The organism is Chryseobacterium sp. (genome assembly GCF_029240215.1).
In the GTDB taxonomy this organism is placed as follows: Bacteria; Bacteroidota; Bacteroidia; order Flavobacteriales; family Weeksellaceae; genus Chryseobacterium.
On the sequence record NZ_JARBTK010000001.1, the window covers coordinates 771,581 to 791,634 of the forward strand.

Sequence of the window (20,054 nt, forward strand, 5' to 3'; positions counted from 1 at the left end):
ATCATTACCTTCGCTTTGTGATTAACAAAAACAGAACATATTATTATAGAATTTTCAGCTCAGATTTGGGATAGAGATTCTTGTTATATAACTTAAAACCTCGTCCTCGGACGGGGTTTTTTATTTTTAAATTAAAAGAAAATGAAAATTAGCATTATTGGTGTAGGATTGATCGGAGGTTCAATCGCATTAAAACTGAAAGAAAAAAAACTCGTTGATTTCGTATACGGCATTGACAATAATAAAGGTAATTTAAAAGAAGCTTTAGCATTAAATATCATTGATAAAGAAATGGATTTAGAAAGCGGAATTAAAGATTCTGATTTAATTATCATTGCTATTCCTGTTGATGCGGCAAGAGAGATTTTACCTGTTGTTTTAGATTCAATTTCAGATTCTCAAACTGTGATGGATGTAGGTTCTACCAAAGCAGGAGTAGTGAATTCAGCTAAAGACCATCCGAAAAGATCAAGATTTGTTGCCTTTCATCCGATGTGGGGAACGGAAAATCACGGACCAAAATCTGCCATTGGGGAAAGTTTTTCAGGCAAGGCAGGAGTGATCTGTAACCGTGAAGAATCAGCAAATGATGCTTTAGAACTGGTTCAAAAAGTTGTTGAAAGTTTAGATATGCATTTGATTTACATGAATGCAGAAGCTCACGATGTTCACACCGCTTATATTTCACATATCTCACATATTACTTCTTATGCACTTGCGAATACCGTTTTAGAGAAAGAAAAAGAAGAAGAAACGATTTTCCAATTGGCAAGTTCGGGTTTTTCAAGTACGGTAAGATTAGCCAAATCTCATCCTGAAATGTGGGTTCCGATTTTTAAGCAGAACAAAGAAAATGTACTGGATGTTCTCAATGAACATATTTCTCAGTTAAGAAAATTCAAATCTGCATTGGAAAAAGAAAACTTTGAATATTTGGGAGAACTCATTGAAAATGCAAATAAAATCAGAGGGATTTTAGATAAATAAAAAAGGAATTTTATCTCTCAAAAAAAAGATACTGACGTTTTAGATGAAACGTCAGTATCTTTTAATGAAAACGTCCTGAGGTTTTAAGTAAAACGTCAGGACGTTTTTATAGTGTGCTATTTTTCTTTTATTTTAACACTCCGGAACATTCACTGCAATTGCCAAACCACCTTCAGAAGTTTCTTTGAAACGGTCGTTCATCGACAAAGCAGTTTCCCACATTGTTTGTATTACCTGATCAAGACTTACTTTGGCTTTTGCAGGATCACTTTCCAATGCAATATTGGCTGCAGTAATCGCTTTCATCGCTCCCATCGTATTTCTTTCGATACATGGGATCTGCACCAGACCTCTGATCGGATCACACGTTAAACCTAAATGATGCTCCATTGCAATCTCTGCCGCCATCAAAACCTGACCAACACTTCCGCCAAGAATTTCTGTAAGACCTGCAGCAGCCATTGCTGAAGAAACCCCAACTTCTGCCTGACAACCACCCATTGCTGCAGAAATAGTTGCGTTTTTCTTGAATAAGGTTCCGATTTCTCCGGCAACCAATAAAAATCTCTCAATATCGTCGTCACTTGTATAGGGTGTAAAAGCCTGTGCATACATTAAAACCGCCGGTATCACTCCACTTGCTCCATTCGTTGGTGCAGTAATAATTCGGCCAAAACTTGCGTTCTCCTCGTTTACAGCTAATGCAAAACACGCAATCCATTTATTGATATTGGTGAAATTCTCTTCGGCATCAACAACCTGCTGAAACCACTGATCTTTATTTTTATAAATTTCTTCACCAAGAAGTTTTCTGTTGATTCCTGCAGCTCTTCGGGTAACGTTGAGTCCTCCTGGTAAAACGCCTTCTTTATTAACACCTTTGTAAATACATTCTTTGATGTTTTCCCAGATATTGAGAGCTTCTTTTCTCGTTTCTTCCTGAGTTCTCCAGCTTTCTTCATTGATTAAAACTAGATCTGACATTTTATCTAAACCTAATTTCTCGCAATATTTTACAATATCCGAACCGTGATGACAAGGGTACAAAGTACGAACGCAATGTTTTTCGATAGAGTTTTTTTCCTGACTTGCAATGAAACCGCCACCAACAGAATAAAAATCCTGTACGAGCTCTGTTCCGTCTTCAAAGATGGCTTTAAAAATCATTCCATTAGGATGAAAATCTAAAGATTTGGACATATTCAAAACCAGATGATGTCCGTAGATGAAAGGAATTTCTTTTTCTCCGCCTAAATTAAGAATCTCAGACGTTTTGATATGTTGAACGATTTCGTCGATCTTTGAAGTGTTGATGGTTTTAAAATCTTCTCCGTTTAAACCCAACATTCCGGCGATATCAGTTCCGTGACCAATCCCCGTTTTTGCGAGCGAACCGAAGAATTCCAGAAAAACTTCTTTCACCTCAGCAATTGATCTTTCTCTTTTTATAATTCTGATAAATGCCGAAGCAGCGTTCCAGGGTCCCATTGTGTGCGAACTGGAAGGTCCAATTCCTACTTTAATAATCTCAAAAACCGATATAGATTCCATACGTGATTTTCATTTTCATGAAAAGCAAATATACACGATAAAATCTAAAGAAATGAAATGTTAAAAAAGGTTTACAGCTAAATCTAATACAAACAAATCTCACTTTTTATGAACCTCTCTTGAACTCTGCACAACTACGCAGCCCGACTTGAACGGAGCTCTTTTTGCCGGAGCGAAGCGGAGGCAAAAAAGCGGGAGTCCTTCGACAAGCTCAGGATAAATTACAGGCGGATAAAGCTGCCCAAATAAAATTAATTAAATTAAATTACCATTTCAGGCTTTCCTCATGTTGAGACATATCCAAACCAATATTCTCTGATTCTTCGGAAACTCTGAGCGTGATAATTCGGTTGGTAATTTTATATAAAAGTAATGATCCGAAAAATGTAAATAATGAAACTAAAACCAACGCTATCATGTGATGGGCAAAAACCCCGATTCCGCCGTGAAGAAGACTTGCGTTTTCGCCATGTGCAAAAATCGCAGTCAAGATCATTCCCATAATTCCTCCTACTCCATGACAGGCAAAAACGTCTAAAGTATCGTCGATTTTCTTCAAAGCTTTCCAGTTCATCATTAAATTTGATACAATCGCAGAAATAAAACCGATAAACAAACTCTCCTGAATCGATACAAAACCACATCCCGGAGTAATCGCCACCAAACCTACAACCGCTCCGATACACGCACCGAGCGCAGAAACTTTTCTTCCGTTGATTCTGTCAAAAAATATCCAAGTCATCATTGCTGAAGCCGAAGCAATCGTTGTAGTTCCGAAAGCGATTGCCGCAGTTGCGTTTGCACTTAAAGCTGAACCTGCGTTGAAACCGAACCAACCAAACCAAAGCATTCCTGTTCCTAAAATGACATAGGGAATATTCGAAGGTTCGTGATGCGGATTTTTTCTGTTTCCTAAAACAATGGCACCTGCCAAAGCTGCAAAACCTGCACTCATGTGAACGACCGTTCCTCCTGCAAAATCTTTAACGCCAAAAAATTTATTTAAAAGACCTTCCGGATGCCAAACCATATGACATAAAGGCGTATAAATGAACAGACTGAAAAGAACCATAAACAAAAGGTAAGAAATGAATCTAACTCTTTCAGCAAATGACCCTGTGATCAAAGCCGGAGTGATCACCGCAAATTTCATCTGAAACAATGCAAATAAGATGAAAGGAATCGTGGAAGCCATTGTCTTATGAGGATAAATACTGACATGATTGAAAAACGGATATGTAAAAGGATTTCCAATAATTCCGTAATGTTCGCCATCGATTTCAAAACCGATAGAATCTCCGAAAGACAGAGAAAAACCGACAACAATCCACAAAATAGAAATCACTCCTAAAGCAATAAAGCTTTGCAGCATTGTTGAGATCATATTCTTTTTGCCGACCATTCCGCCGTAGAAAAATGAAAGTCCGGGAGTCATCAAAAGAACAAGTCCGGCTGCAGCTAAAATCCAGGCTACATCAGAACCTACAATATTTTCCTGTCCTAAAAAATCTCCGGTATTTGGAAAATCAACGCTAGGCTTCCAGAAAAGTCCGCCAATGGCAACTAAAGAAATTATGATAAATGAAACTTTCCATTTTAAACCAACTTTCATATTTTTATTTTTAACCCCTACAAAATTAAATATAAATTTTAATAAATAAGTATTAAAATGAATCAACCCCAATTAAATTAGGGTTAATTTTAAATTTAAATAAAAATTTCATTTAGCAAGGTTGAAACTTCTTTGTATTTTGTTGCCGGAAAAAGATGGGTTCCGCCTTTGATAATATAGTTTGGTTTTGAATTTTTTATTGGAAAAACAATATCACGGTCGCCTAAAATCTGAATTACATTCGGGTTTTCTTCAAATTTCCATTCTGAGATTCTTTCGACAGACCATTTCAGGTAGTAAGGATCTCTTACCTGGAAATATTCAATGACTTTAGGATTTTTCGGATCAAAAAACTTTCTTAGTCTTGTATAGAAAACCGAAGTCTGATCATTAAAAAGACCTATAGGCAAATATTTTGGAATTTTTGTGACTTCACCCATTTTAATCAATCGGGATTTTTCTTTATCAGATTTGATACTTCCCATGATGACAACTTTTTCGGCAGGTTTCAATGCATTCAGTTCCTGTACCATAATTCCGCCAAAGGAATATCCTAATAAATAAAACGGCTCGCTAGTATCGATTTTTTCAGCCATTCTGTTAACATAATCTGTAAAATTCTCATCCAGCTCAGGAATCAACCAATCAATAAAAACGATTTCATGTTGCTCGGGAAATTTTAGTTTTTCTAAAACTTTAAAATCTGCTCCCAAACCGCTTACTACATATATTTTCATTTGTACTTTTTAAATTTTCTTATTCGATTTATAAAGATTTTAAACGCAAAGTTCGCAAAGATTTTTTTATACTAACTGTTTTTAAGTTCGCAAAGGCGTTCCACTTAACTAGGTCCTCAAAGTTTTTAAGAAGCTAATTGCTGATATCTTTTTTATTACCAATCGATTCGTAGTACTAAAATAAAAAAAATGCACAACTTAAAAAAAGTTGTGCATGATAATTTATGAAAATATTAACCTTACAAAGGTCTTTCGTTGTCAACTTTCTGAGTAGAAACTTTAAACTGAATATCCATCTCGTCTTTGATGAAATAATCTTTCAAAGAATTCTGATAGAAAATTCTGAAGTCTTTTCTGTTTAATGAGAATACTGAAGACTCAATTTCTACGGTAAACTGCGTAATATGGGCGTTTGCCGGGAACGAAATCGTTTTTCTGATTCCTTTGATGGTAATGTCTCCAACGATCGTAGAATTATACTCGCTGTTCGCCAAAGGAATAATCTTTTTCAAATGGAATTTTGCAGTAGGGAATTTTTTAACTTCAAAGAAATTGGTTCCTTTCAATTCATTCGTCAATTTTACCTGATCGTCACCTGAAAGATCAGCTACTACTAAACTTCTCATATCAATCACGAACTCACCGTCTACAAAAACTGTTTTATCAAAATTAAACTTTCCGCTTTTCAGTTTTAAGCTACCGTAATGAGAGGAAGCTTTAGTTTTTACAACTTTGTGTCCCCACCATTTGATCTCAGAAGTGATCACTTTTGAAATTTTATCTCCCTTTTTTTGAGCAAATACAAATGATATGCTCGCACACATCATCACAAACAATAATAATCTTTTCATTCTTTTTTATTTACAATTCAACAAAAATAAAAAAAAGTGTAGAACTTCTACACTTTTAATAATATTTTTTTGATTAAATTATTTCGCAGTCACTTTTACAACCATATCGATATCATCTTTCACAAAAACATCTTTCATTGAAGATTTGTAAGCAACATCAAATTTTTGTCTGTCGAAAGAGAATTTATTTGACTCTAAACTCACCACTCCGTTTGCATAATTAACTTTTGCCGGGAAAGAGACAGGACTTGTTTTTCCTTTAACGGTAAGATTTCCTGTAACCAATTTATTGTAAACCCTGTCGCTGTTTTTCTTTACAGAAGTAATTTTGAAACTTGCTGTTGGGAATTTTTCAACTTCAAAGAAATCTCCGTTTTTAAGGTGACCATTAAGTTTCCCCTGGTATTCTCCTGAAAGATCTGTAGCGTTGATAGAATTCATATCTAAAACAAAATCACCTCCTACAAGCTCATTACCTTTCATAATCATATTCCCTGATTTTACTTTTACAGTACCGTCGTGAGAACTAGATTCAGTTTTAGCAACTTTGTAACCCCACCAGTGAACATCAGATGTTACTACTTTTTTTGACTGTCCGAAAGCCAAACCGCCGGCTAAAACCGCTAACAAGAATATTTTTTTCATGAATAAAATTATTTAATTATTTATTTCTGCAAATGTAATTATCTTGATCGTTAGTTAGCGTTGATGTAGATCAATTATCATAAATATTTTTTATGACTAAAATCACCCATAAAAAAACTCCGAATTTCTTCGGAGTTCTATTTTTTAATCTTTATAATAAGCGGTGTAAAGTGCAGCACCATTAATACTCGTACTGTCTGTATTGATGAGATAAATCGGAATGTTCTTCAACATATCTTCCATCTTATCACTGATCTTGAATTTCTCGTAGAATTTGTCTTTATCAATGTACTGTCTGATAACCTGTGGAATATCACCGGCAATTAACAAACCACCTGTTGCTTTTAATTTCAGCGTAAGGTTGTTGGCTTCTCTTGCTAAAAATTCCAGGAACGTATCCAAAGCAATCTTGCAGATCATGACATCATCTTCAACTGCAGCTCTGAAAATTTCTTCCGTGAAATTTCCGTCTCCGTTGTTGAGTTTGTCTGAAAGCCATTCCGGTTCCGGATGTCTTTTAACATCTCTCAGAAATCTGTAGATATTAAATAATCCCGTTTTAGAAAGTACATTTTCCCAACTTACAATTCCGTAGATGTTATTTAAAAACTGGTAAAACTCTACTTCAACATTGGTTCTGGGAGAAAATTCTGAGTGACCTCCTTCTGTAGCAAAAGGTCTCAGATATTTTCCGTCGAAGAAATATCCTGCTTCACCTAGTCCATTTCCCGGAGCTAAGATCGCAACATTTCCTTTCTCTAAATGACCGCTGCTGTAAATTGCATCAAGATCACTATCTTCAAGAAGAGCAATCCCATATGCAGAAGCTTCCTGATCATTCAGCATGCATACATCTTCAAAACCAAATGCGCTTTTATACTCTTCGACATCAAAGCTCCAACCTAATCTTGCAGGGTTACTTTTCCCGTTCAAAACCGGTCCAGGAACTGAAATACCAAGACGTTTAACATTTTCTAACTGCTCTTCCTGTACAAACTGTTTGAGAATGTCAGTAAAAGAAGTATATTCTTTTGTAGGATAATTTTTTTGAATTTTAGTTTCAATTCCACCATTCCCAGAGATATAATAAGCGACCGTGGTAATATCTTCACGAAGGTTTGCACCAATGATTGAAACATTATCGTTATTGCTGTTTTTTACCCCCGGTAAAAAAAGTGGAAATTTTGGATTTAAGTTCATAATCGCAAATTTTATCAAATATAATAATTGTTTTGGTAATTCTCGCTAGGTAAAAGAAAACCTTTTCAAAAACTAGAAAAGGTTTGGTTTATAATTAATTATATAGCTATAAATTATTTTCCTAAAGGAATATTGTAAGAGAATCCTGCTCCGATGCTTCCCACATTGTAGTCCTGACCTGCTACATCACCGTTACTTCCTGAGAATACTTTCTGATATTGCAAAAAGAAATTCCAGTCTCTGTTGTGATATCCTATTTCAGGTTTCAAATAAAAACCTCCATCTGGTCTGTCTGCTGTAGAGTTTGATGCTACTTTGTCATCACCTACTAAAAATCCGTAACCAAGGTCAGCTCCAAAATAGAAACCTGTCTGTTTTGGATAAATTCTGAACAGTGCCGCTACAGGAACTACACCCACATCATTATTATCATATCCGTTGTTATCTTTTCCAAAATAATGAGTATATCCGGTCGCAATACCTAAACCAAATCCCGGAGTGATCAAATTCTGGTACGCTACATCCACACCTACTGCAGCAGAAAGGTTATCCGAAGGAACAGCAATACCCGCTGTTGCACCAACTTTAATCATATTGTTCATCTGAGCACTTTGCGCACTTACTAAACCTGCTGTTAAAATTCCAGCTGCTAATATGGTTTGTTTAAACATTTTCATAACTCTGATTTTAAAATTTTACTGAAGTGGAAGATGTAAAAATCATGCCAAAATAATTCATACATCTTAACATTAAACCTTAAGCATTTCATAAAATAATGGAAATCAACAGATTAAATTTTCAAATATTTAAATAGTTGTTTAACTTTACATGAAGGCAAACAATAAATAATTATTAATAATTGTTTACATGCTTTAACCTCTTCTTCATTTAATCATCAAAAAACAAAATCAGGACTATGGTTGCTTCATTTATCAATAACAAACATCTTCTTTGGCGTGCCGGTTTCGGACCGGGAATTGAGCAGGTAGATAACCTGAAAGATAAAAACATCAAGACCATCTTGAAGGAAGTTTTCAATGAAGAGAACTTTTCTCCCATTGTCTATGAAACTCCCGACATTGAACCCATTGAATATAATGATCCCAAAGCCACTGCCGAACAGAAAAGAGAAATCCAAAAGGTGAATCAAAAGCAGAACAATGAGCTCAATCTCAATTTTCTCAAAAAGTTCGCTACAAGTAATGAACAGTTAAGAGAAAAAATGGCTTTTTTCTGGCACGGACATTTTGCGACAAGAATCAACAATCCAAAATTCAATAAACAGCTTTTGAATGTTATCCGGGAGAAATCTTTGGGGAATTTTAAAGATTTCCTTTTTGAGGTAAGCCGTTCTCCGGCAATGCTCAGCTTTCTGAACAATCAACAGAATAAAAAAGATCATCCCAACGAAAATTTCGCAAGAGAAGTCATGGAACTTTTTACGATGGGAAGAGGAAATTACACAGAAAAAGACATCCGTGAAGCGGCAAGAGCTTTTACAGGATGGGGTTACGATAAAGAAGGTAATTTTCTTGAACGAAAAAAACAGCATGACGAAGGAACAAAAAATTTTCTCGGTAAAACCGGAAATTTCACAGGTGATGATGTTTTAAATATTATTTTGGAACAAAAAGCTACAGCAGAATTCATTACGACAAAGATTTACACTTTCTTCGTCAATGAAAAACCTGATTTAAAAATCATTAAAAATCTCAGCGAAAATTTTTATCAGTCAGGTTACGATATTAAAAAACTAATGAATGAGATCTTTTCAAGTTCATGGTTTTATGACAAAAAAAATATCGGAAACAGAATAAAATCTCCTACAGAACTTTTTGCCGGAATGATGAGAATGTTACCGATGCAAATTCAAAATCCTGAAAACATTTCAGTTTATCAGAAGCTTTTAGGGCAAATGTTGCTGTATCCTCCAAACGTTGCAGGCTGGCCAAACGGAAAATCATGGATTGAAAGCTCGACTTTAATGTTGAGACTTCAGATTCCGCAAATATGGTCAGGTTTAAGACCGATGGAATATTCTGCAAAAGAAGATGACGATATGGATATGGGTATGAAATCCCGGGAAGCTTTAAATAAGAGTTTTAAAAATCCCAATATCATCATAGACTGGAACAAAGTAGACAAAGCTTTAACCAATAAAAAAGCTGAAAATTATCTGCTCGTAAACCCAGACTCTTTAGATATGAATACCGTGAATCAGTTTTCTGATCAAAGTGTGAAAATGAATATCATCAACTTAATGTCAACACCGGAATATCAGTTAATGTAATTATCAGGTAGAAGGTAGCAACTTTTAGGTTTAAGCTTAAACAATCGCCTAAAAACTACAACCTAATATCTTTAACCTAAAACCTAATCTCATGATTATCAAAAGAAGAGAATTTCTAAAAATAAGCTCATTGGCAACGGCTTCATTGTTTGTTCCAAATTTTCTGCAGTCAATGACTTTGGATAATGCACTGAATCCGAATCAGAAAATACTGATTGTACTTCAGTTTACAGGTGGAAATGACGGTTTGAATACGATCATTCCTACAAAAAATGATATTTATTTTAAAGAAAGAAATAATATCGCCATCAATGATTCTTTGCCTTTAAATGACGAAACAGGAATCAACCCTACCCTGTCTTATTTTAAAGAATTATTTGATAGTGGAGAACTTTCTCTGATGAATAATGTTGGGTATCCAAATCCAGACAAATCGCATTTCAGAAGTATGGATATTTGGCATTCCGCAAGCAAAAGCGACGAATTTCTGGAAACCGGATGGCTCGGAAGATTTTTGGATGAAGAATGTTATAAGTGTGAACATCCTACACAGGCTCTGGAAGTTGATGATATGTTGAGTCTGGCTTTAAAAGGTGAAAACAACAAAGCTTTTGCCTTTAAAGATCCTAAAAAACTGTATCAGACAAGTCAGGAGAAATATTTCAAATCTCTCTACGATCATGACCATCATCACGATGACGAAACGGTTTCGTATTTGTACAAAACTTTAGGGTCAACCATTAATAACGCCGATTATATTTTCGAAAAAAGTAAGGCGAAAAAATCGACTCAGGAATATCCGAATTCTAAATTGGGAAAAGACTTTAAAACCGTTGCTTCATTGATCAAATCTGACATCAACACTCAGGTTTACTATCTTTCAATAGGAAGTTTTGACACGCATGTCAATCAAAATGAAAGACAGCAAAAGTTATTCGGTGAAATCAACGACGCAGTGAAGTCTTTTGTTTCAGATATGAAAGCCAACGGATTGTTTAATGATATTTTACTCATGACTTTTTCAGAATTTGGTCGTCGCGTTGCCCAAAACGCAAGCAAAGGAACTGATCACGGAACTGCAAATCAGATGTTTTTTATCAGCGGAGGATTAAAAAAGAAAGGAATTCTCAACGCTCTACCCGATTTGCAAAACCTCAACGAAGGAGATTTGATTTACACCGAAGATTTCAGAAAAGTCTATGCGACCATTCTCAAAAACTGGCTCAATGCCGATTCGTCAAAAGTTCTCGGCTGGAAAAACGGCATATATGATTTCGTATAAAAAAGCCTTACAATTTTTTTGTAAGGCTAAAGGTATAATTGGTTAATTATTAGTGTGGCGAAGGAATCTGTCTATTCGGATCCTTCACTTCTTCTTTCTTTTCTGTAAATTTCTTGATAACATATTCAATGACAATGGGAACCACCATTGCAAGTACCGCTTTTAATATTCTTGATCTCATAATATTTATTTTTCTTGATAATTACAATTTCTGCGCCATAAATTTTACTTAAATAATTTACATATCAGATTGTTCCTGATAATTTGCATTGGCAATCTTTATGCTTTTCGCAATTCTTTGCCTTAGTTTTCTGGGTGCTAAAACAGTCAGAAACTCACCCATTCCCAAAATCATTCTTTCTAATTCAAAATTAAGCTGTACACAAATTTTAAAAGTTGTACCGGTTTCATCTTCTTTGATCACTTCCTGAGAATGATGAAATGGTTTTGTTTTCACATAAGGAGCATGCTTAAAATTAACCATAAAAATCACATTCTGTGGACGCTGTGTTTCAGAAACTGTTGCTCCGATTACTTCACCAAAATATCGGTCTGCATCAAAATCTTTATCTATGTACTCTACTTTTTCGTCTACTTCAATGTTTTCAATTCGGTCTAAAGCGAGATTGTAAATTGCGTTTTTGTGCCAACAAATCAAAAACCATCGGTTGTTATATTCTTTTAATAATTGCGGATGCACCGTCAAAATATTTTCCTCTTTTGCTTTAAAACTTTTATAAGTAATTCTCAAAACTTTCTTATTCAAAACACTTTCATACAAAATATCAATATGTTCCAGACCTTTTAGCTGTTCGTTTTTATCTAAATGAATAATCGACTTTTGATTGGTCGCATGAATGGAATCTTCCAGTTTCTGAATGACCCCGTTCATATCTTTGAACATCGAAAAATCTTTGAACTGCTTTAAAATCTGGACTGCATTATTCATCGCTTTCAGATCACTTTCATTGACCGAAATTTGATGAATGCTGTAATCAGGATCGCTGTAACGATAATATTTCCTTTCGTAGACCTCAATCGGAGCTTCGTACCCGAATTTTTCACTGCGCATATTCTGCAGATCAAGCTGCACGGTTCGTTTGCTGACAAACGATTCTTTGCCTTCAAATTCAAACAAAGCCTCAGAACATTCATCGATCAAATCTTCCAAAGTATATTGTCGATACTTGTTTTTGAGACATTTATCTAAAGTTTTGTAGCGGATGAGAGCATTTTTGTTGGATGACATAAGTTAAGACTAAGGTTAAAGCAATGATTAAGGTTGAGTTCAAGACTAAGGCGCAAAGAATTCCCCTCCTTTGGAAATCGAGGAACGAGATTCGCCGAATCAATTAAATATAAAAAATATTGAGGCATAATCTTCGATTTTTTGACGGGGTGTTTAAAAATGAACAGTCACTTTGTCATTCTGGAGGAATCTAAGCAATTAATTATAAAAAAATTGTTGAGATTCCTCCAGAATGACAAAATACATGAATAAATAAATTTACTTTTTAGCCAAAGCGTCACCTTCGAAAGAAATTCCTTCCCAACCGAATTCCATAAAGTTTCTGATATTCTGATGATCTGTTCCTTCCGGGTTTTGTAAAACATCTTCTCTGTAAAATTCTCCAAAAAGATTTAAAGTATCTTCTTTAGATAAGCTATTCAATTTTGCAAAACCGAAAACTTTGCACGAACCATTATTTTGATCGGCTTCATTTACCGTATTCCCGTTTTTGAATTTTGTCGGAGTGAAATTGTAATGTTCATCGATGTATGCGATTACATTTTTGAATTGAATTGGTTCCTGATCCTGAGAATTTTCTAATTGTTCAAATAGCATATTTTTGATTTTAATTTATCAAAAATAATTAAAATAATTTTATCTACGCAAAATTATTGCGCATTAAGAGAATTACTTTGCATTATCAAAACGAAATAAAATGGAATTTAACGGAAACAACTTAATCGAATTAGGATACAGATCAGCAAAATGGTTCAAAGAAGCAATTGCGCATATCAACGAAAATAATTTAGACGAAAACCAGATCACTGCATATTTAGAACAGTTCAGACAACCGGATTTAATTCCGCTTCATGAAAATCCAAAAGATTTCATCATCAACATCAGAGCTGAACACGAAAGTGAAAATGATAACGTCGAAAAAGTAATCAACACGATGAAAGTGTTGATGAAAACTCCGACTTTGGTTGCAGGTGCGATCATGCCCGATGCCTGTCCGACAGGCTCTGAAGGTCAGATTCCAGTTGGTGGAGTTGTTGTGGCAAAAAATGCCATTCACCCGGGATTTCATAGCGCAGATATCTGTTGTTCAGTTATGCTGACAGATTTTGGAAAAGCTGATCCTAAAGAAGTTTTGGATGTAGCCCATTCAATTACACATTTCGGACCCGGAGGAAGACCAAGAGGTGAGCAAATGGAAATGTCTCAGAAATTAATGGATGCTTTCAGAGTAAACTGGTTTCTGAATGACGAAAAACTGATCAGCATTGCCCGTTCTCATATGGGAACGCAGGGTGACGGAAATCATTTCTTATTCGTCGGAATTTCTAAAAATACAGGAAATACAATGTTGGTAACTCACCACGGATCAAGAGCTCCTGGAGCTGCTTTGTACGATAAAGGAATGAAAGTCGCAAACAGATTCAGACAGGAAATTTCTCCTGAAACGTTGAGAGAAAACGCATGGATCCCTTACGAAACTGAAGAAGGAAAATCATATTGGGAAGCTTTGCAGTTAATAAGAACATGGACAAAAGAAAACCATACTTCAATCCACGATGCCGTTTTAAACAAAATGAATATCGAAAAACAAAACAGATATTGGAATGAACATAATTTTGTTTTCAAGGATGGAGATTTGTTTTATCATGCAAAAGGAGCGACTCCGCTTGACGATAAATTTATGCCGGATATTACGGGACCAAGATTGATTCCGTTGAATATGTCAGAACCCGTTTTGATTGTTCAGGGGAAAACCAATGAGAGAAATCTTGGTTTTGCGCCACACGGAGCAGGAAGGAATTTCAGCAGAACGCAGCATAAAAAATCACTGGCTCATAAAACGATTGAAGAAGTTTTTGAAGAAGAAACCAAAGGATTAGATATCCGTTTTTTCTCCAATGAAATTGATATTTCCGAACTTCCAACTGCTTATAAAAGTGCCAAAAACGTGAGAGCACAAATCGAAGAATACGGACTTTGTGAAGTGTTGGATGAAGTGATGCCTTACGGATGTATTATGGCGGGAGATGTGCAGAAGAATGCGCCTTGGAAAAAGAAGAAGAAATTTAGAAAAGCATAGATTTTTTGATACAAATCTTATTTTAAAAATCTTCAAACAGTTTGTCATTCCGTAGGAATCTCTGCAAAGTTATTTGCGATGTTGAGATTCCTACGGAATGACAAACTTGAAGCATAAATTCTAATTAAAAAACAAAAAAATGACACCAAAAATATTAGAAAAATTAAAAGAAATAGAGGCAAAAAGAAACATAGAAATACTTCTTGCCGTAGAATCGGGAAGCCGAGCATGGGGTTTTGCGTCTCCTGACAGCGATTATGACATACGATTCATCTATCGTCACGAAAAAGACTGGTATCTATCGCCATGGGATAAAGATGAAACGATAGAATTCATGACCGAAGACGATCTGGACGGCTCCGGATGGGATCTGAGAAAAACTTTTCATCTGCTGTTAAAGTCCAATGCGGCTTTGTTGAGTTGGTTCTACTCTCCTATCGTTTATGTAAAAAATGAAAAGTTTTATGATCCTTTTAAGCCTTTGGCAGATTCCTGCTTTTCTCCGATAAAGGTTTCTTACCATTATCTGAGCATGAGCAAAAAATATCTCTAAGCCTGCAGAACCGATGAAGTAAAACTGAAAAGTTATTTTTATTGCCTTCGAACAGCTTTAACAGGAAAATGGATATTAGAAAAAGGAACGGTACCGCCAGTTTTGTTCAATGAATTGCTAGTTTTAGTGGATGATTTTACAAGAACCAAAATAGAAAATCTTGTTGCCTTAAAAGCCACAAAAGGAGAATCTTATTACCATCCAAATGATTGGGAACTTTTTGGGTTTTTGGAGGAAATGGTAAAGGAGAATGAGGAAAGGTCTAAAGGTTTATTATCAGGAAAAACTGATAAAAATGAGATGGAGAGGGTTTTTAGGGAGATATTAGCAATATGAATTAAGCGATTACGGGAATCCGTAGTCGTTTTTTTGAAATAAAAAATATATTTATTTCTTTGAAATCTATACAAAAAATTAATACATTAGAAAAAACTAAATATTAAACTATGAGGCTTGTAGCAATATATACAAAAGAACATTTTCTATTTTCTGAATCTATATTAAACCTTGGAGGAAAATACATCTATGATATTAAACACAAACGAGATAACAAGTATGAAGTAACTCGAGTTCCAAATACAAATCATATTGAAAATTTTTGGGGTGACAATCTATGTTTAGTATCAGCAATTGTAGGAGAAAATGGAGCTGGAAAAACAAGTTTTTTCAGAAATCTAAATAAAATATTTTCACCTTATGACAGGCAAGATAAAGTCTTTGATTGTATTTTTATTTTTGAAAATTTATTAGAAGACAGTTTTTCTTATTTCTCAGAAAAACTTGAAATTGATGAAATTACTAAAATTAAAAGAAATGAAATTGAAACAATTTATTACTCTCCAGTTATTGATCATGATTTAATTGATATTAATTCACAAATAAGTATGATTCACCATCATAGCGAATCAATTTCTACATTTTATCTTCAAAACATTCAAAGACATTTATTCTTTTTAAAAAATACTAACTTACTTGAAAGTTTAAAAAAATCATATGAAAATTTTCCTTCTTATGAAAAATTAACAATCAAAGCAAACCAACTCTATAAAGATGATTTTGAAAGGGTTTATATACAGACAACGATAGGAAATAAATTTTACAGAGTTAGAAATGATTTAATGGATCGAGCAAAACATCAGCGCTTCTGTTTCGAAAACGAAAAAGAAGTAGAGGATTTTTTTAATAAGCACAAGGGTGTACAAGAAGAATTAACTGATATTTGGAGTGTATATAAAAATTCTGAAGAAACTTCTCATCTTTTACACGACGGAAAAGATTTAAAAAAGAATTTAGAAGTAAATATTCTATCCTTTTTAGTTGTTAATGATACTTTTACGATTACTGGCGATAATGGAAGTTACGATTTTAATAAAATTCTGAAAGCAGAAAATTTTAATGAAAAATTGCACCATTTTTTCAATAAATATATAATTCAAACAAGTAATTATTTTTATCGAATTTTAAGAAAACAGAAAAATGAAATAGAGATTAGAGATTCTGAAATTTTATTAAAAGAATTAAGAGATAATATTAGCTTAAAAGATGGAACTTTTCCTGGTGGATTTAAAATCGAAAATATCAATAAAACAATAAAAAATCATATATTTATTTTTAGACGTATATTGGATTTTTACAAACAAATAAATCAACTTATAGATGAAGAATCTACCATAGAAATTGAAGGAGGACTTGAAATAGACATTCAAAAGTTAGATTTGGAGACTTTCAATCAATTTATCAAAACATATGAGTTTCTTAAAGATGAATTAACTGATTCACTTCCAAATAGAAGTAGAGATATATTAGAAATTAAATCGACAAAAAAACTATCAACAGGGGAAAAAGCTTTAATAGACTTATATTCTTCTATTTATGATTATTTAAAAAGATTCGGAGACCATCAGTATAATCAAAATTGTATTTTTTTATTAGATGAAGCTGACTTAGGATTTCATCCTGAATGGAAAAAGAAATACATTAATGCTCTTACAACCACTTTACCTATTCTAATAAATTCTGTAAAAGACAAAATTAAAAATATACAGATTGTTTTTGCAACGCACGATCCTTTGACTCTTTCAGACATTCCAAATAGTAATGTAGTCTATTTAAAAAAAAATGGAGTTACAACAGAAATTTTATCAGAAAGTGAAAAACCCACAAAATCTTTTGGCGCTAACATTACAGATCTATTATCCGATAGTTTCTTCATTAAAGATGGCTTAATGGGAGACTTTGCAAAAGAAAAGATTGAAGAAGTTATTAAATACCTAAACGATAAAGAAAGTATAATAAGTGATAATGCTAATACAAAAAAAATAATTGATATCATTGACGAACCTATTTTAAAATACAAATTAGAAGATATGTATTTCGAAAAATTCCCTGAAGAATTTAACAAAGACAAGGAAATAGAAGAATTGATTAAAAAAGCACAAGAATTAGGAGTCACCATTCAAAGATAGTTATGATAAATATAAATCCTACAAAACAAGCAATTGAATTTCATAATCAAAAAGTAAGTAAAGTATTCGATGATACTATAAAAAAAGGATATATATTGAGAGAAAAAACTCAAAAAAAACTTAGTACAGAATTCCTGTATTTTTTAAATAAATACAAAGATGAATTGATTAGTGCTAAGCCAGAAAGATTACTTGAAATAAATAAGGAATTTGTAAAGAAATGGATGTCAAGTCATGAATTAAAACTTATCAAAAGCTTCTTTATTCAAACTGGTTATGATAATTTTCCAAATAAAGAATTTTTAAATCTCTTAGAAATTGATACCTGTGTATATTGTAATCGAAACTACACTTTAGATTTTGATAAACTCAACAACGCCCGAGCAGAACTTGACCATTGGTTTCCAAAAGAGTCCTTTCCTATTCTTGCATTAAGTTTTTACAATTTAATTCCTAGTTGCCATTCTTGTAATCATATTAAACATAGTAAAGCTCCTGCTGGAGGTTGGGAAAATGCTTTAGTAAACATTAACCATCCATATTTAGATGATAAAACCACAATGTTTACCTTTAGCTATTCTCTTAGTTCTATAAAACAACCTAAAGCAGTCATTAAATCAACTAGTGAAAAAGCTAAAAGGACTATTGAATTTAATAAAATTGATATGATTTATGAAACGCAATCCGATCGAGAACTAAAAGATTTACTAGAATTACGTTATAAATATTCTGACAACTATTTAGAGATTTTGGTTAATAAAACTTTTGGAAAATTAATGTCTAAAGAAGAAGCATATAGAATGGTTTTCGGTATAGAAATCAAAGAAAAAGATTATCATAAAAGACCTTTTTCCAAATTCAAAAAAGAAATTATTGATGAATTATTAAAAGCACCATGACTATCCAAGACCTAAAAAATAAAGACCTCATCCTCCTAGAATCCATCTCCGGCAGCCGCTCCTTCGGCCTCGAAACAGAAAACTCAGACACAGACATTCGGGGAGTATATTACTTACCAAAAGAAGAATTTTTTGGCTTAAATTATATTCCGCAGATTTCTAATGAGACTAATGATATTTCGTATTATGAAATTGGAAGATTTGTCGAATTACTACAGAAAAACAATCCGAATATTTTGGAAATTCTGGCAAGTCCGGATGACTGTATTCAGCATAAAAATCCGTTGATGGATTTGCTGAAACCTGAAGATTTTCTTTCCAAATTATGCAAAGATACCTTTGCGGGTTATGCGATTTCGCAGATCAAAAAAGCAAAAGGACTCAATAAAAAGATTTTAAATCCTATTGAAAAGGAAAGAAAATCAATTCTTGATTTCTGCTATATTTTAGAAAACAATGGTTCTCTTCCACTGAAAAAATGGCTTTTGAAAAACGGAAAAACTCAGGAAAAATGCGGATTGGTCAACATCGATAATACCAAAGGAATGTTTGCCGTTTTCTACAATGAATCGGGAGATTTACACTATAAAGGAATTATCCAGAACGAAGAAGCCAATCAGGTTTCTTTATCATCAATTCCGAAAGATGAACAATCTGTAGCTTTCATGTTTTGTAATCTCGATGCCTACTCCACCTATTGCAAAGATTACCGTGAATACTGGAAATGGGTTTCGGAAAGAAATGACGATCGCTACAATGTCAATAAAAGTCATGGGCAAAACTACGACAGCAAAAATATGATGCACACGATTCGGCTTTTGCAGTCTTGTGAGCAGATTTTTAAAACCAATTCTTTAAATATCCGTGTAGAAAACCGTGATGAATTATTGGACATCAAAGCTGGAAACTGGTCGTATGATGCCGTCATGAAGAAAGCTGAAGAATTGATTCAGTCGATTGAATATTATCATTCAGTCTCAACACTTCCCGATTTTCCGGATCTTGGAAAAACGACCAAAATCTTAGTGGAAATCAGAGAAAATCTCTATTCTTAAAATAAAAAACCGTCTCATTACTGAGACGGTTTTGTTTTATATATAGTTTAAAAAAACTATCTGATGATTTTGATATTGATCGCAGAAAAACCTTTTGGTGATCTTTCTTTTTCGAAAGATACTTTGTTTCCTTTTTTGATGATATCCACACAGTTGTTACTGTGGAAGAATACGTTTTCTTTAGAATTATCTTCTGTGATAAATCCGTATCCTTTATCGCTGAAAAATGTAACGATACCAGACTTGATTGGATCTTCCTCCTGGATCGGAGCTGCACCCAACTGAATGTTATCCAAATTGATAGCCTCTGCATTAGAGTTATCGGGAGGTGTACTTGTCAACTGACCGTTTGCATCTACATACATGATCATATCATCAAGACTTTTTCCTTTGTCATTGCTATTTTTTCGGTCTTCGCGACGTATCGCTTTTTCCTTTTGCTTCTGTAATTTTTTCTTAAAGTTTTCTTTTTTTGAGAAAGAATCCGCCATATATTATTGTATATTAATTGTTATTCTTGAATTTAAATATTGATGATTTTTTTAATATTTCATCAAAGGGTATTATTTACCATCATAAAAAGATTTCTGTTGAAATT

General features: G+C 33.8%; 18 protein-coding genes and 1 pseudogene. 8 read left to right on the top strand and 11 right to left on the bottom strand.

What is annotated here, in order from left to right; all coding sequences use genetic code 11:
* Positions 1–141 precede the first annotated feature (141 nt).
* Positions 142–987: a prephenate dehydrogenase gene (locus K0R77_RS03365; RefSeq protein ID WP_300347753.1), complete on the top strand. Its 846-nt coding sequence runs from the start codon at positions 142–144 to the stop codon at positions 985–987.
* 132 nt (positions 988–1,119) lie between these two features.
* On the opposite strand, the gene K0R77_RS03370 is transcribed toward K0R77_RS03365, so the two are convergent.
* The 7 genes from K0R77_RS03370 to K0R77_RS03400 form a co-directional block, all read right to left on the bottom strand.
* A complete protein-coding gene (locus K0R77_RS03370) occupies positions 1,120–2,538 on the bottom strand; it encodes an L-serine ammonia-lyase (protein ID WP_300347769.1) in 1,419 nt (472 codons plus the stop codon).
* Between the two features lie 265 nt (positions 2,539–2,803).
* On the bottom strand, positions 2,804–4,150 hold the full coding sequence (locus K0R77_RS03375; protein WP_300347776.1) for an ammonium transporter: 1,347 nt from the start codon (positions 4,148–4,150) through the stop codon (positions 2,804–2,806).
* Positions 4,151–4,245: 95 nt separating this feature from the next.
* Positions 4,246–4,887, bottom strand: a complete 642-nt coding sequence (locus tag K0R77_RS03380) for an alpha/beta hydrolase (RefSeq protein ID WP_300347782.1) — start codon at positions 4,885–4,887, stop codon at positions 4,246–4,248.
* A 239-nt stretch (positions 4,888–5,126) separates the two neighbouring features.
* Positions 5,127–5,738, bottom strand: coding sequence for a YceI family protein (locus tag K0R77_RS03385; RefSeq protein ID WP_300347788.1), 612 nt, complete (start codon positions 5,736–5,738; stop codon positions 5,127–5,129).
* Between the two features lie 78 nt (positions 5,739–5,816).
* Positions 5,817–6,383: a YceI family protein gene (locus K0R77_RS03390; protein ID WP_300347795.1), complete on the bottom strand. Its 567-nt coding sequence runs from the start codon at positions 6,381–6,383 to the stop codon at positions 5,817–5,819.
* A gap of 144 nt (positions 6,384–6,527) precedes the next feature.
* Entirely contained in the window at positions 6,528–7,583 is a 1,056-nt protein-coding gene (locus tag K0R77_RS03395; RefSeq protein WP_300347804.1) for a glucokinase, read from the bottom strand.
* Between the two features lie 113 nt (positions 7,584–7,696).
* A complete protein-coding gene (locus K0R77_RS03400; protein ID WP_300347810.1) occupies positions 7,697–8,260 on the bottom strand; it encodes a hypothetical protein in 564 nt (187 codons plus the stop codon).
* A gap of 239 nt (positions 8,261–8,499) precedes the next feature.
* Between K0R77_RS03400 and K0R77_RS03405 the strand changes: the two genes are divergently transcribed.
* Positions 8,500–9,873: a DUF1800 domain-containing protein gene (locus tag K0R77_RS03405; RefSeq protein ID WP_300347815.1), complete on the top strand. Its 1,374-nt coding sequence runs from the start codon at positions 8,500–8,502 to the stop codon at positions 9,871–9,873.
* A 91-nt stretch (positions 9,874–9,964) separates the two neighbouring features.
* On the top strand, positions 9,965–11,155 hold the full coding sequence (locus tag K0R77_RS03410; protein ID WP_300347821.1) for a DUF1501 domain-containing protein: 1,191 nt from the start codon (positions 9,965–9,967) through the stop codon (positions 11,153–11,155).
* A 49-nt stretch (positions 11,156–11,204) separates the two neighbouring features.
* Here the strand turns inward: K0R77_RS03410 and K0R77_RS03415 are convergent, their stop codons facing one another.
* From K0R77_RS03415 to K0R77_RS03425, 3 genes are all read right to left on the bottom strand, one after another.
* Positions 11,205–11,336 carry a hypothetical protein gene (locus K0R77_RS03415; RefSeq protein WP_300347828.1) on the bottom strand — a complete coding sequence of 44 codons (132 nt, stop codon included), beginning with the start codon at positions 11,334–11,336 and terminating at the stop codon, positions 11,205–11,207.
* A gap of 57 nt (positions 11,337–11,393) precedes the next feature.
* Positions 11,394–12,404 carry a WYL domain-containing protein gene (locus tag K0R77_RS03420; RefSeq protein WP_300347834.1) on the bottom strand — a complete coding sequence of 337 codons (1,011 nt, stop codon included), beginning with the start codon at positions 12,402–12,404 and terminating at the stop codon, positions 11,394–11,396.
* A 258-nt stretch (positions 12,405–12,662) separates the two neighbouring features.
* Positions 12,663–13,001 carry a HopJ type III effector protein gene (locus K0R77_RS03425; RefSeq protein ID WP_300347841.1) on the bottom strand — a complete coding sequence of 113 codons (339 nt, stop codon included), beginning with the start codon at positions 12,999–13,001 and terminating at the stop codon, positions 12,663–12,665.
* A 100-nt stretch (positions 13,002–13,101) separates the two neighbouring features.
* Here K0R77_RS03425 and K0R77_RS03430 point away from each other — a divergent pair, with 100 nt between their 5' ends.
* The 5 genes and pseudogenes from K0R77_RS03430 (at position 13,102) to K0R77_RS03450 (ending at position 19,456) form a co-directional block, all read left to right on the top strand.
* Complete coding sequence (locus K0R77_RS03430; RefSeq protein ID WP_300347847.1) at positions 13,102–14,484, top strand: RtcB family protein; 1,383 nt, start codon at positions 13,102–13,104, stop codon at positions 14,482–14,484.
* 139 nt (positions 14,485–14,623) lie between these two features.
* Positions 14,624–15,373: pseudogene (locus K0R77_RS03435) on the top strand (nucleotidyltransferase domain-containing protein).
* A 110-nt stretch (positions 15,374–15,483) separates the two neighbouring features.
* The gene (locus tag K0R77_RS03440) at positions 15,484–17,502 is read left to right on the top strand and encodes a hypothetical protein (RefSeq protein ID WP_300347850.1); all 2,019 of its coding nucleotides are present in this window, start codon (positions 15,484–15,486) and stop codon (positions 17,500–17,502) included.
* Between the two features lie 2 nt (positions 17,503–17,504).
* Positions 17,505–18,401, top strand: a complete 897-nt coding sequence (locus tag K0R77_RS03445; RefSeq protein WP_300347856.1) for a hypothetical protein — start codon at positions 17,505–17,507, stop codon at positions 18,399–18,401.
* Entirely contained in the window at positions 18,398–19,456 is a 1,059-nt protein-coding gene (locus tag K0R77_RS03450; protein WP_300347862.1) for a nucleotidyltransferase domain-containing protein, read from the top strand. Before K0R77_RS03445 ends, K0R77_RS03450 begins: the two co-directional genes overlap by 4 nt.
* A 56-nt stretch (positions 19,457–19,512) precedes the next feature.
* Here the strand turns inward: K0R77_RS03450 and K0R77_RS03455 are convergent, their stop codons facing one another.
* Complete coding sequence (locus K0R77_RS03455; protein ID WP_300347864.1) at positions 19,513–19,947, bottom strand: cold-shock protein; 435 nt, start codon at positions 19,945–19,947, stop codon at positions 19,513–19,515.
* Positions 19,948–20,054 lie beyond the last annotated feature (107 nt).

What these genes read in the sequence shown, in the direction of transcription:
- K0R77_RS03365 (WP_300347753.1), top strand. Translation starts at nt 142, where the DNA reads ATGAAAATTAGCATTATTGGTGTAGGATTGATCGGAGGTTCAATCGCA.
- K0R77_RS03370 (WP_300347769.1), bottom strand. Translation starts at nt 2,538, where the DNA reads ATGGAATCTATATCGGTTTTTGAGATTATTAAAGTAGGAATTGGACCT.
- K0R77_RS03375 (WP_300347776.1), bottom strand. Translation starts at nt 4,150, where the DNA reads ATGAAAGTTGGTTTAAAATGGAAAGTTTCATTTATCATAATTTCTTTA.
- K0R77_RS03380 (WP_300347782.1), bottom strand. Translation starts at nt 4,887, where the DNA reads ATGAAAATATATGTAGTAAGCGGTTTGGGAGCAGATTTTAAAGTTTTA.
- K0R77_RS03385 (WP_300347788.1), bottom strand. Translation starts at nt 5,738, where the DNA reads ATGAAAAGATTATTATTGTTTGTGATGATGTGTGCGAGCATATCATTT.
- K0R77_RS03390 (WP_300347795.1), bottom strand. Translation starts at nt 6,383, where the DNA reads ATGAAAAAAATATTCTTGTTAGCGGTTTTAGCCGGCGGTTTGGCTTTC.
- K0R77_RS03395 (WP_300347804.1), bottom strand. Translation starts at nt 7,583, where the DNA reads ATGAACTTAAATCCAAAATTTCCACTTTTTTTACCGGGGGTAAAAAAC.
- K0R77_RS03400 (WP_300347810.1), bottom strand. Translation starts at nt 8,260, where the DNA reads ATGAAAATGTTTAAACAAACCATATTAGCAGCTGGAATTTTAACAGCA.
- K0R77_RS03405 (WP_300347815.1), top strand. Translation starts at nt 8,500, where the DNA reads ATGGTTGCTTCATTTATCAATAACAAACATCTTCTTTGGCGTGCCGGT.
- K0R77_RS03410 (WP_300347821.1), top strand. Translation starts at nt 9,965, where the DNA reads ATGATTATCAAAAGAAGAGAATTTCTAAAAATAAGCTCATTGGCAACG.
- K0R77_RS03415 (WP_300347828.1), bottom strand. Translation starts at nt 11,336, where the DNA reads ATGAGATCAAGAATATTAAAAGCGGTACTTGCAATGGTGGTTCCCATT.
- K0R77_RS03420 (WP_300347834.1), bottom strand. Translation starts at nt 12,404, where the DNA reads ATGTCATCCAACAAAAATGCTCTCATCCGCTACAAAACTTTAGATAAA.
- K0R77_RS03425 (WP_300347841.1), bottom strand. Translation starts at nt 13,001, where the DNA reads ATGCTATTTGAACAATTAGAAAATTCTCAGGATCAGGAACCAATTCAA.
- K0R77_RS03430 (WP_300347847.1), top strand. Translation starts at nt 13,102, where the DNA reads ATGGAATTTAACGGAAACAACTTAATCGAATTAGGATACAGATCAGCA.
- K0R77_RS03440 (WP_300347850.1), top strand. Translation starts at nt 15,484, where the DNA reads ATGAGGCTTGTAGCAATATATACAAAAGAACATTTTCTATTTTCTGAA.
- K0R77_RS03445 (WP_300347856.1), top strand. Translation starts at nt 17,505, where the DNA reads ATGATAAATATAAATCCTACAAAACAAGCAATTGAATTTCATAATCAA.
- K0R77_RS03450 (WP_300347862.1), top strand. Translation starts at nt 18,398, where the DNA reads ATGACTATCCAAGACCTAAAAAATAAAGACCTCATCCTCCTAGAATCC.
- K0R77_RS03455 (WP_300347864.1), bottom strand. Translation starts at nt 19,947, where the DNA reads ATGGCGGATTCTTTCTCAAAAAAAGAAAACTTTAAGAAAAAATTACAG.